This window comes from Methylophilus flavus (assembly GCF_042678905.1).
Classification (GTDB): domain Bacteria; phylum Pseudomonadota; class Gammaproteobacteria; order Burkholderiales; family Methylophilaceae; genus Methylophilus; species Methylophilus flavus.
This window is the reverse complement of sequence record NZ_JBHTLN010000001.1, coordinates 1,623,658-1,634,459: the sequence shown is the minus strand read 5'-3', so window position 1 is coordinate 1,634,459 and position 10,802 is coordinate 1,623,658. Positions and strand designations below refer to the sequence as shown.

13 protein-coding genes are annotated in these 10,802 nt (G+C 40.2%); 2 read left to right on the top strand and 11 right to left on the bottom strand.

All coding sequences use genetic code 11. The annotated features are described in order from the left end of the window. Window positions 1-8 precede the first annotated feature (8 nt). Window positions 9-419 carry a hypothetical protein gene (locus tag ACFQ2T_RS08070; protein WP_379032857.1) on the top strand — a complete coding sequence of 137 codons (411 nt, stop codon included), beginning with the start codon at window positions 9-11 and terminating at the stop codon, window positions 417-419. Between the two features lie 117 nt (window positions 420-536). On the opposite strand, the gene ACFQ2T_RS08065 is transcribed toward ACFQ2T_RS08070, so the two are convergent. The 7 genes from ACFQ2T_RS08065 to ACFQ2T_RS08035 form a co-directional block, all read right to left on the bottom strand. Then, window positions 537-1,595 (bottom strand): AbiJ-NTD4 domain-containing protein, encoded by a 1,059-nt coding sequence (locus tag ACFQ2T_RS08065; protein WP_379032854.1) that lies wholly within the window; start codon window positions 1,593-1,595, stop codon window positions 537-539. A 348-nt stretch (window positions 1,596-1,943) separates the two neighbouring features. After that, window positions 1,944-2,957 (bottom strand): hypothetical protein, encoded by a 1,014-nt coding sequence (locus ACFQ2T_RS08060; protein ID WP_379032851.1) that lies wholly within the window; start codon window positions 2,955-2,957, stop codon window positions 1,944-1,946. A gap of 93 nt (window positions 2,958-3,050) precedes the next feature. After that, the gene (locus tag ACFQ2T_RS08055; RefSeq protein WP_379032849.1) at window positions 3,051-3,683 is read right to left on the bottom strand and encodes a DUF4145 domain-containing protein; all 633 of its coding nucleotides are present in this window, start codon (window positions 3,681-3,683) and stop codon (window positions 3,051-3,053) included. A 369-nt stretch (window positions 3,684-4,052) separates the two neighbouring features. Continuing rightward, window positions 4,053-5,528 (bottom strand): hypothetical protein, encoded by a 1,476-nt coding sequence (locus tag ACFQ2T_RS08050; protein ID WP_379032848.1) that lies wholly within the window; start codon window positions 5,526-5,528, stop codon window positions 4,053-4,055. An 11-nt stretch (window positions 5,529-5,539) separates the two neighbouring features. Beyond that, window positions 5,540-7,048, bottom strand: coding sequence for a trypsin-like serine peptidase (locus tag ACFQ2T_RS08045; protein WP_379032846.1), 1,509 nt, complete (start codon window positions 7,046-7,048; stop codon window positions 5,540-5,542). A gap of 321 nt (window positions 7,049-7,369) precedes the next feature. Beyond that, the gene (locus ACFQ2T_RS08040; RefSeq protein ID WP_379032844.1) at window positions 7,370-7,558 is read right to left on the bottom strand and encodes a hypothetical protein; all 189 of its coding nucleotides are present in this window, start codon (window positions 7,556-7,558) and stop codon (window positions 7,370-7,372) included. Window positions 7,559-7,616: 58 nt separating this feature from the next. After that, window positions 7,617-8,054, bottom strand: coding sequence for a hypothetical protein (locus tag ACFQ2T_RS08035; RefSeq protein ID WP_379032842.1), 438 nt, complete (start codon window positions 8,052-8,054; stop codon window positions 7,617-7,619). An 87-nt stretch (window positions 8,055-8,141) separates the two neighbouring features. Between ACFQ2T_RS08035 and ACFQ2T_RS08030 the strand changes: the two genes are divergently transcribed. Then, the gene (locus ACFQ2T_RS08030; RefSeq protein ID WP_379032841.1) at window positions 8,142-8,438 is read left to right on the top strand and encodes a helix-turn-helix domain-containing protein; all 297 of its coding nucleotides are present in this window, start codon (window positions 8,142-8,144) and stop codon (window positions 8,436-8,438) included. Between the two features lie 46 nt (window positions 8,439-8,484). Here the strand turns inward: ACFQ2T_RS08030 and ACFQ2T_RS08025 are convergent, their stop codons facing one another. The 4 genes from ACFQ2T_RS08025 to ACFQ2T_RS08010 are packed head-to-tail and all read right to left on the bottom strand — an operon-like array spanning window position 8,485 to window position 10,717. Next, the gene (locus ACFQ2T_RS08025; RefSeq protein WP_379032839.1) at window positions 8,485-9,414 is read right to left on the bottom strand and encodes an ImmA/IrrE family metallo-endopeptidase; all 930 of its coding nucleotides are present in this window, start codon (window positions 9,412-9,414) and stop codon (window positions 8,485-8,487) included. Between the two features lie 5 nt (window positions 9,415-9,419). Further along, window positions 9,420-9,896 carry a helix-turn-helix domain-containing protein gene (locus ACFQ2T_RS08020; RefSeq protein ID WP_379032837.1) on the bottom strand — a complete coding sequence of 159 codons (477 nt, stop codon included), beginning with the start codon at window positions 9,894-9,896 and terminating at the stop codon, window positions 9,420-9,422. Between the two features lie 9 nt (window positions 9,897-9,905). Further along, a complete protein-coding gene (locus tag ACFQ2T_RS08015; protein ID WP_379032835.1) occupies window positions 9,906-10,511 on the bottom strand; it encodes a GNAT family N-acetyltransferase in 606 nt (201 codons plus the stop codon). Beyond that, the gene (locus ACFQ2T_RS08010; protein ID WP_379032833.1) at window positions 10,508-10,717 is read right to left on the bottom strand and encodes a transcriptional regulator; all 210 of its coding nucleotides are present in this window, start codon (window positions 10,715-10,717) and stop codon (window positions 10,508-10,510) included. The genes ACFQ2T_RS08015 and ACFQ2T_RS08010 overlap by 4 nt, the downstream gene beginning before the upstream one ends. Between the last annotated feature and the right edge of the window lie 85 nt (window positions 10,718-10,802).

Here is a 10,802-nt window from a genome sequence, read left to right as displayed (position 1 = left end):
AATTTCGCGTGACTCAATCATTAGCTGATTACTTTGAGGCATTAGATCGCCTTGTGCGAGGCTGTCCCATCAATGTCCCCAAAGGTACTAAGATTACAAATGATGCTGTTTCTTTAGAGGCAGGACGTGGAAAAGGGAGCATAAAGAAATCTCGTACGATTTATGTGGACTTGATCCAGGCAATTGATACTGCAGCGGCCGAGCAATCCAAAGCATATAACCAGCAAAAGCAAAAGTTGGATAAAGCTAAACTTTCTGCCCAGCAATATCGGCTTGAGCTGGAGGCTGCACTGGCTCGGGAAGTCTCGCTGCTGTACGAGTTATATGAAGTAAAGAAACAGTTAGCAAAGTTTACAGGGGCCAACATCCTTCCTCTACGTCCAGAAAACATTCACCAAGAAGCTTTAGATCGAAAGTGAGAAGTTAATCATCACCTATAAAATGTGACAATCATCGCCATTGAACTCAAACCTTATTGCCATCTCTTCGAGTAGTTATAACCTTTCTTATCTCTCCACGAAAAGTACTCAAGATAGCTACAGTCGCTTGATCAAGCTTTTGACCCACGACATGCAGAATTCGATGGTTTGGTCAATTTGTTGTGGGGTCAAATTTGGCATGTCTTTGGAGCCAGGGCCGTGCCCCAAGTCGTTCCGTACGTCACTGTAGAAGCGCTGTATCGACTGGCGCTCCCAACTCTCGATGAATGAGCCGTTCAACTTGTTCTCAAGGTGATTGAGGAAGTCAGATACCCCTTTCTCATTGCCTTTTGTCCAATTCTTAATGTCACAAATAATCTTAATCGTACTTTCTAGCGCTTTGGCTGCGTAGAACGACGGATCACGGCCAGCTGTGTCCCTGCGATCAATTGCTTCGGCCATGTCAATGCTGACATTCCTCCACTTAGCATCCTTCACCAGCAGCCAGAATGGCTGCTCGACTTGCTCTTGAAGCTGTTCGTCCAGCGTGATCTGTATAAAGCAGTTGTGATAGTTCAGCGGCATACCAGCCTGCTTAAAGCGGTCGTTCAACTCAGCTACATTTGCTGCAAATGTGTTATTTAAAACCTCATTGATTGCTCGCACGCTATCGGACCGTTTGCCAGGAATCATTATTGGCTTGCGCGGCATCCTGTCCTGTATCTCAGCCTCGGCCAGCCGTTTAGGAAACTCGGCATTCGCTTGAGCGACTTGTTCCTCTCGTGTGCGGAACGCCAATTCTATGAAGCTAAGGCGACGCTTGACGAACATGTCAGCGTCTAAGCTGTCATTAAATTTTACATTCAGCCACTGCTCGACAACTGAATTCATGTTGTTCCATCCTGAGTTCGTGTGAGGCTTACCCATCCACTCAGTTTGGTAGGAGTAGTACTTCGGTGAGAGCTCCTTGACCCCAATCTCCATTGATAAGCGATCGTGTATTCCAGTCCAGATCGCCTTCACACTCTCATCGACCTTTTTGTCGTACCCGTAGTACTTCCAAATTTGCTCGTCGACAATCCTGTACGCCTGAACAAAAAGCGCGGTTTCCTTCTGCCCGACACTCGTGAATATCACACGATTCTCGTACCTGCGAAAGAAGACATCGGTAAGCATTTTCAGGCCCTCTCATGTTGCTGTTAGAATCCGACTGGTGTTATCGCTGTACGACTGCTTATGGCTGAATGTGTACATGCAAGGGCGGCCAACGTTTGAGATAAGAGCCACGCTTTAGCGTGTCTCGCTTGAGCGATGGGTTAGATTGCATGTGTTTGTAGCCCTATTAAAAAGGAAAGCGAAACATACTAGCCCCCCCCTAAAACTGAAACAAATACGAGTGTATAAGTGCGCGAGCATATGCCCAAAAAAACTTTGTTTGTGTTTTTAGAATAGACCCGTTTACAGAGAATCTCTGATCTGTGATGAAAACTGCTCGCATATAGTAAGGGGAAATTCAACTGCCAACTATATTCGTTTTTTGGCAGTCTTTAAACGCTTGGCAAGAGATTTGATTCCTGTGGTTGTTATCCGCGGTTCGTAATTTCCCCAGCTACTTTGCCCCATGCCGGAAACAAAACATTTTGCGTCGGCAAGCACATGATGATGTTTGAGTGCGAAAGTGGAAAACTCTCTGGCAAAAGGAAGTGCATGCTGATGAATATAAGTATCTAAATAGTCTTTGTGAACAATGTCGATTCCAAGGACTGTTCCACCATAAATTCCGCGTTCCCCATCCAATGGGTTGTGCCGAGCCACTCGTACCCAAGGGAGTAATTGGTTCTTAACCCCATCCTTTTCTAAACGCACTCCAACCATCGGGGCGTCTACAACAGCAAGTGGAATGATTAAGTTGCAATCGAAATAATGTGCAGTTTTCGACGGAGCCTGGCGGGCTCGAAACTGCAATGCAGCCTTGGTCAAAGGCAAAATAAGGCTTTGATAGGCTTCGCTCCCAGACAAGGACATGGCTTTACCACTATTACTCACGCACTTACTAAGCGTCATACAGTATGGAACTTCGTTGGTAAGGAAGGAATGCCGAGCCAAACCAAAGAGATTTATCGGATCCAAACTCCAAGTTGAAGGATCATCGTCAGTTGTAACACTCACGTAATTGGACTTTAACCCGCCGATTAAAGGGAAGTCACGAAGCAAGTGCTTATCACCTGACAAAAAGAAAACATATGGCAGCTTTGATTGCTTGCATTCAATTAAGAAACTTAATGATGGCCTTATTCTAGGCTGAGGTTCTATGAATTGATATAAATTTGTTGTAGCCAGAATGTCGATGGTTCGTAGACTTTGATTCTCTGTATCGGTGAACGCCCATTCCTCTTGAAGGTGGAAATATTGAGAAAGTTGACTTGCTACTACTAATTGAAGGGGATACCCAGATCCTTCAATAGCAGAGGTTAACATTTCATCTGAAAGACCTTTTCCAAGAACATTCTGTGATGGATTGTTGGCTGCCGAATCCATAAAAAACCCCTAAATGAGTAGTGATACAATCGTGAATTAAGACCAACTCTAATATCCCAATAGGGGAATATACAGGCTGCAGAGAATAAAATTTTATTTAAGCTGCGGTTTGCTTGCAGAAGATAACTTCGCGTTTAGAGCTTCCCTTTTTTCTCTTAGTCTTTCTGGTTGGACAAAATAAAAATCGAATAATCCATCCAGAACATCCAATGTCCATTCCGCCTCTCCTGGCTCGACTGGCAAAATCTCACCCGTTGCCGTCGCTTTTATTGGATGTGCGGCAAAATTTCCAATAATCCTAACAGCATCAACTGCATCTGATAAGTACGTGGGTAAAAAATTAGAACCAATCAAATCATCAATTTCCTGCGCCAAGTCTCTTTTCTTGATACCTGCCACATCTCGAATAAGATGCTGTAAGCATCTACGGCTAAGCGCCGCGCTGGCCATTGGGCTTTCAGCGATTACTGCAGCAGCTTGGTTATATGTGAAAGCAAAGTCTGGTGGCACCTCTTTTGGTAAAGAGGGTCTTAAAAATGCCTTTGGTCGCACAAGGGCCCGTGAAATTTCGACTCCTTTAGCAAAGGTAGAAATTAATATCATGACAAATCGGTTACAGGCAGGACAAAGCGATTTCTCTATGTGCCAAAAACCGTCTCCATCTTTGCCCAAGTCAGTTTCAATTGGTTGGTTATGAAAATCGATCAGGCAATGTGGGCATTTCATGATTTTTTATTCTGCTAAATTTAATGTTTATTCTAATCTAACTATTGCTTGTGATTGATGAGATTACTACAGGTTAGGGATGAATTAACCACAGTTTTTTTGTATTCAGAAAATATTCTGCAGACTTGAGAAATTTCCCGCTTACTTTGTCTTAATAAAACAATTTCTTCGGCAGAAAGCATACCCATTCCCAACCCGAGAGCCTCTCGTAGCCACAGTTTCAAAAATCTGGTGTACATGAAGACACAACTTCTGAGAAAGAATGACTCAAATCATTCCAAAAATGTTTGGAAATAGATTATTCGGGAAAATTGTGTGGGGAATACTGTCCCCACTCACAGTTAGATTAAAAAGCTGGTCAAATTGTAATTATGGAATTGCAGGGATTGAATACTCAATTGTAGGCAAGCCAGCAGCCCTATAAGCAATATTTGCATTAATTTTTGCCATCAATAAATCTTTCTTAAACTTTTCTATTGCCAACTCAGATAGCTCTGAATTCACAGCATTGTCCAATGCTATTTGAGCATCCAATACATTTTTGTTTGCGGCAAGGGCAGCTACGGCAGCAGCATCCTGGTCAGAGGCTTTTTTGTTTTTTTCGGCAACCTGCGCCTCTTTTACTGTTTTCCGTTGAGATGGTATTAACGTTTTTACTAACTCGTCGCTAACCTCTTTCTTATTTTTATCTAGAGCAACTGCCAGATGTTTAAAAAAAGCCGAAGCATCACGTGTTTCCGTAATGATAAGTGACATGTTAAAGGGTGAGGCAGGAGCGTTTAGATCCTTCGGGGGCGCAGGGTATTTATTTTCATCTGGGATAGCCATGGTTTCTAAATTGGACGACGCCTCCAACTTGTTGAGCAATTGAAAAGCATGTTTCTTGGCCAGATATTTCTCAGGGGGGCAGTATTGACTTTGTTCCTTGATGGATTTAAGTGACTTGCAAAATTCTTTCAATTCGGGGGATACTTTTTGATTCGCAATTATTTTGGTGGAGCTGGCAATCTCCGTTAGCTGTTTATACTGCTTTTCGTAATTTAAGAATTCAGTTCGTGAACTCATGAATTCTTGATATTTTGCTTTGTAGTTATTTATTACCTTTTGATCTGCTTCGTCTAATCCACTTAAAGGTAGCCATTCAGAGCCATTCATGCCTAAGGTAGGAGTAGTTTTATAATTTCTATACTCTCCTTGTTCTAGGTCTTCAAAAGAAATTACAGTAGAGGCAAAGGGTGTACTTTCACCAGGTTGATTAAAATTAAACGTAAAAGATAAGTCTCTCGGTTTTTTAGTCCAACTTGTCGTTGTTGGACGTTTGTAATATAGCAGTTCGGGCACAAGCTTAAAGTTTCTATTATCCTTTGTACTTATAATTCCAAACTCAATGTAAATCAATGGATCTGCAGGTAATCTAAACGATGAGATCTTACTTTCTAGGACCATTTCTTTGTATATAGACTGAAATTCGGAAGGTTTTGCGCTCGTTTTCGATGAGTTGTCTGGAATGGCAATTGTCAAACAGCCAAAACTTGGTGATCGAGTGGTATATTCAACCCCATTTTTTGATGAAAGTTTGTAAAGGTTAGATGATCCCTTAACAGTCCATGTCTTGGATTCTTCTCTTCCTTGTGCTGCTAAAGCTTCGGCCGCCCAATCCACTGCAACAGGGATGACGGCTTGAGCTAATAAGCCAAGAACCAAACCTGCCGCTTCTGATTGGCCCTCTACTTTGCCGGTGATCGGACATTCCGCAGAAAAATATGCCTCATGAGCAAATAAGTTCTCATTAAATCCAATAATTATCAAAAATGCAGTGAACGCTTTAAGACCTGCTTTGTTCATCGTTGCCTCCTTTAATTTGTAGAGTTCGCAAGCGTTACTACTGACTCGGGTAAAGGTATGCCGATATTACCAACATGATTGCCAGAACTTGTTTGAGTATTGAACGCGTTGCATTCTGATAGATGAGCATCATTAGATGCTTCTGCTAAATGAATTCCTATTATTTTGATTTCTGAGGACTCTCCTTCCCATCCAATTATTGGAGCTCCACTACTTCCAGGAGTTGATTGACACCCATGCAAAATACATTTCGAATTCACTCTAGCTACTTGGCAATATCCTTTTCTAGAGACAAATATATCGTTAAGATTAGAAGTGTTTGTTGGCTCTCCTAAGGCTTCTGCACTTTTTTTAGATAATGCAGGATATGCATTCCAGGAGGCTAATACAATTTTCCGGCCCTCATTCGAATTTAATTGAGCCCATTTCAATTTAGGCATTTTGGTTTTCAAAGGCTCAATTTCTAAAATTACATAGTCTGAACTTGCAGACTCGGTTTCCTTATCTTTATTATACGAATCGCATCCAACAGAGTTCTCAAGTCTGTTTGTACTGCACGCTTCTCTTAGTACTTTGACTTTATCCTCGGGATTGCTGTTGGGTAAATGAAATTTCATTCTGGACCCTTCCAGAGCTGTTGAAAGATCGTCCACACAATGTCGCGCTGTAACTATCTTATTGGAAGTAATTCTAAACGCGGTGCAATGGGCCAACGACACAAGACCGTTTGGAAGGGTCAAAATACCTACAATTGCATTTACATTTCCTGAATCATTAATAATGTTAGTTGAATCAAAACAATTCGAATTGTAAGTGTCAATTAGGGATTTATATTGTTTTAACTCGCTCTTCAAAAGTACGTCATCGTTGTACCAAACTTGATTAAATCGATCAATGCTGGTTAACTCTATGCGGCTTACCTGAGGATTCCTAAAATTATTCGCGATGAGATTCGCTTCAAAATTATTAAGGTTGGTTTGCGCTGCTGAGCACTCAATTATTGCTACCGATGGGATCGTTTTAGGTTTGACTTGAGTTTCATTAGGACGCTCAGTTTTAGAATCATTATAAGTGGCTTCATGAACAGTTTGCTTGTACCAATCCTGAGATTTCAGAATTTTAGAATTTATTCCTAAATTGAAGTCTTTATATTTGGCTTCATATGCAGTTTGCTTAAACCGATGCTGAAGTGTTAAATCCTTAGTATTCTTTCTAAAATAAGCATTTGTGGTTGCAGATGGGTCAGCGTGGAGATTGAGATTAATTTGTGGATCACCATAGCTGCCATCAAATATATTTTTCCATCTATTTAGCTTGGAGACCTTACGCTCTTCTTTTTGGTATTTATCTACAGGAGAGTTTAGATGTGAGTTGTATTCAACACTGATTATTGAATTTTTCTTTGTAATACTATCAAATTCATTTATTTTTGAGTCGCCATAGCTTAACCCAGAATGAACTGCAATTAGAATCAAACCTGATTTGCAAATCAATCTGAACAACATCTGATGCTGTTTCATTTCAGTTAGCCTTCAAAGTCTGACAACTTCAATTGGAGATATTGCGTCTTACTCTAAGTTATTAACTTCTCCTTTCACTTTAACAAATCTATAGGGAATGTAAATTTAAATAGGTTAATTAAGCATATTAATAATCATGATTCATCTGCTTAACAACATTTGAATTTTCAGAAATGTAGTGTGTGGTGTTGGGTACGGGATAAAGCCCTATTGCTATAACCGATCGTTCTGAAGCATAGTCTTAGTTAATAAAGGAAAGTTGCTAGCTCAACATTGGCAATACCTCAAATTAGGCGTATTGCTTAACTTACGCAGAATAAATCAACGACAATTTTTTTTGTATTCAGAAAATCTTCTGCAGACTTCAGAAATTTCCCGCTTACTTTGTCTTAATAAATCAATTTCTTCGGCTGAAAGCATGCCTACTCCCTTGCCTTCACGCATCTCATTCAATTTGCGCGATGCAGGAGTCAGGTTGATTTCTCTAGCCTTTAAGTTCGTTTTTTGCACGACCATTTGAGATTTGGGATCAGTTAAGTATCAAGACTAAGCAAATATATTATCTAGGTCATTTTTTAATTTGGTCGAAGTCAATCAACAAATCGAAGGGTGCTTTATCGCACCCGATCAAATCCTGATTGTGACCATAAACCAAACCTTGACCATTTTTCAATACAAATTTCATCAGAGTAGATTCAATCTCATTTTCTGCAATATCGCATGTATGGATTGCTCGAAGCAAATCAATTCTCCAGCCATCGCTTTTGTTTAGATAAGCGGGGCTCACGAGATAAATATGTTCGACTTCATAATACTGACAAATGGAAATGAGGGAGTCAATGCTACTTACAAGTTGCATTGTCGATACGTAACACTGGTTGATTTCATCATATTCAGCCACTTGGCATAAATACCAAGGAATAAAGGATTCCAGCTCAACAGAGTCATGCAACTCTACATCGTCAAAAAATACTTTGGTAGATGTACGTCTTAAAACTGAGAACATTAAATAAACCCAAAATGAACACTATAGATTGTAGTCCTATAGTGTTCATTTTAACAATATGCATGTACCAATTATTCGGTACACACCATGGATATAAATAAAGCCTTCGGAAATGCGTTAAAAAAAAGCAGGAAAGAAAAAAAGAAAACTCAAGAAGATTTTGGCATTGTTTCCAGCAGAACCTATATCAGCTCTTTAGAACGTGGATTGCAATCTGTAACCATCGAGAAATTAGAAGAAATTGCTGCAGTAATTGGGGTACATCCAATGATACTGCTCTATCGATCCTACTGCATTAAGGATGGGTTCAAAAGTGGAGAGAAAATAATTGAAATATTGAAAAATGAATTGTTATTAGAAAAGGCTACCGCATTAAAAGAATAACGAACTTATGAAATTTTCTTTATTAGGAGCTGATTCAACTGCTCTTTTACTGTAGTACGCTAGATGATCCCATTGAAACTATGATTGGTTTCGGGCGCAGCCATCGACCTAGTGTAAGGACTCCATGACCATTAGAAAAGCTTTCGATGTAAAAAACATGCGGCTCTCCATTACTATCATGAATCTCAATCTCTGCAGCCCCCAAAGGCCCTGTCTTAGTTTTCCGGCAGTAACGGTTTTTCCAAGTCCAGACATCTAATGCTGAAATATGAGGAAATTGCCTCTCGAATGACTCAGAAGTTACAAAATAATCGATATATGCTTTATCCGTTTCAATACCGTGAGGATGCTGACCTATGGTGCTAAAGCAAGCCTCCTCATTATTTTCTACACTGCGCCAAAGGGTACTTGTAATGGTGTTTCCGAACTGCTTGGCGAGTCCGCGAATTTGACCAAGGTTTAATTCACTCGATAACCTGGCTTCTGTAAATACAGTGCTCGGAAATAAAAGTAATCCTGATCCAAAGTTTGCTTCTGCCTCTATAGTTTCATGGCAGTCAGGAGAGAGTGTTGATCGGTTATCACCTAACATGTAATTCGCATGCCATGGAATGACACTATGCGCGATTTCATGAGATTCATACCAACGTTTCTTCAAATCAGGTACTGAACCATCTATATATATTCGCTTTTGATCAGGAAGAAACAGTGCACTTAGATCAAATTTGCGTATAACATCCAATAATAGTTTCGGTCTTTTAATTACTTGCTTTGCGCCAACTTTTAGCTTGTGAATTATTTCTTCTTGAAAGCCGGGATCTTCAAGCTGATAATATCTTAGATCCAACTTCAATAATTCTCTCACTTCGGTTAATTGAACCTTGCCGTCAACATAGCCTAAATCTCGGTGAACCCGCTCTATCATTGAAGTGATATCTCTAGCAGAGCGTGGCTCGATTCTAATGTTTTTCACCATTGACCCTATTTTTGATCAGACAATGTTTCTACGAGTGCTCGGACAACTTCATATTCTTCATCTGAGATAGTGCTCGTTCCTTTTGAGCGCGCCGCATATCTTAATTGATCATCGTTGGCAGGTATTCGATGCCCTGCAAATTCAATGAATTTATCTTTGGAGAACTGGCAAACACTGGCCAACCGGATTACAGTGCGAGGGTGTAGTTTATATTCAGGCAAGGTTTCAACTGCTTGTATATCTGATACATCAACGTCAGCTAATTCCGCCATTTCCGCTACAGTCCAACTTCGTTTTTCTCTCACAAAACGTACTACTTTACCCAGTTGGGTAGGAACTTTATCTAGGGCTTGAGGTGTTACCGTCCGTTGTTCAACGATCTTATTAAACTCTTCAAGAGTAGGACCTGAAACTGCGACATTGATGTCATCGCATTGTTTAAGTTTTCTATCAAGCCATTCATCCGAAAATATAAATTTCATAGTGGGCTCCTAACTCAAAAACTCAGCAGCAGATTCTGCGCTAAGCTCATAATACTTCAAAGAACTTCGAGTATCTATCCCCAAACTCTCGAATTTGTAGCACTCATAAAAAGATTCTGCACCAGGCAAAGAATACAAGCCAAGCCTTCCTTTGAAGCCAAGTTCCATACTAGTTTGAATAGCTGCACTCAGCAATATCGTTCCTACTCCTCTATATTTTGGCTCAGAAGTGAAGCCAGGCAAATTCCATGGTGCTGTAGATATGTAAGGTAGGTAAACCAGCGGTTGATGCAATGTAGCTTTACTTTTACTTAAATAACCATCCGTAAATAAAAGCATAATACCTTGAGGTTGATCATCACATTCCACGCCAAAGCTAGGCATGGATAATAGGTTAGCACTCAATCCAATCTTATGCTCCCACCTCCAATGGTCATGTTCAAGCATTGGTTCTGGCATGCCTTTTAAAGCAGCAGCTTCTTTCTCTTTTGAAAGAAAGGTTTCCCATGTGTCATCAGCTAACTTAGCAAAAGTCGTGTCAATATTCTCATGCAAAAGTGCATCCACCTTAGCACCCGAACGTGCGTGCCTTAAGCTTATGTTTTGCGAAGTCACAGGACAACCACCTCTTTCTTTTCCTTGAGTTTATCGTCTTCAAAGAAAAGTTTATCTCCATCTTTGAGCCGGACATTGACTAACTGGTACAAACGTATAGCTTGGCGAATAACTGCAGTTTTACTCAAATCTTTCTCAACACATAATTCCTCTAAAACATTCATTTCAACCTCTGTGAGGTTGAGTGTCATAGTTTTTTTTGACATACCTAAATCTCCTTATTAACAATAATTATAGAATATATAGCTAAAAAAAACAAATAAAACACTTGTTTTATGGCTAACAAGTAGC

Coding starts and splice junctions, on each gene's coding strand:
- ACFQ2T_RS08030 (WP_379032841.1), top strand. CDS start 8,142: ATGGATATAAATAAAGCCTTCGGAAATGCGTTAAAAAAAAGCAGGAAA.
- ACFQ2T_RS08065 (WP_379032854.1), bottom strand. CDS start 1,595: ATGCTTACCGATGTCTTCTTTCGCAGGTACGAGAATCGTGTGATATTC.
- ACFQ2T_RS08050 (WP_379032848.1), bottom strand. CDS start 5,528: ATGAACAAAGCAGGTCTTAAAGCGTTCACTGCATTTTTGATAATTATT.
- ACFQ2T_RS08055 (WP_379032849.1), bottom strand. CDS start 3,683: ATGAAATGCCCACATTGCCTGATCGATTTTCATAACCAACCAATTGAA.
- ACFQ2T_RS08060 (WP_379032851.1), bottom strand. CDS start 2,957: ATGGATTCGGCAGCCAACAATCCATCACAGAATGTTCTTGGAAAAGGT.
- ACFQ2T_RS08045 (WP_379032846.1), bottom strand. CDS start 7,048: ATGAAACAGCATCAGATGTTGTTCAGATTGATTTGCAAATCAGGTTTG.
- ACFQ2T_RS08025 (WP_379032839.1), bottom strand. CDS start 9,414: ATGGTGAAAAACATTAGAATCGAGCCACGCTCTGCTAGAGATATCACT.
- ACFQ2T_RS08010 (WP_379032833.1), bottom strand. CDS start 10,717: ATGTCAAAAAAAACTATGACACTCAACCTCACAGAGGTTGAAATGAAT.
- ACFQ2T_RS08035 (WP_379032842.1), bottom strand. CDS start 8,054: ATGTTCTCAGTTTTAAGACGTACATCTACCAAAGTATTTTTTGACGAT.
- ACFQ2T_RS08020 (WP_379032837.1), bottom strand. CDS start 9,896: ATGAAATTTATATTTTCGGATGAATGGCTTGATAGAAAACTTAAACAA.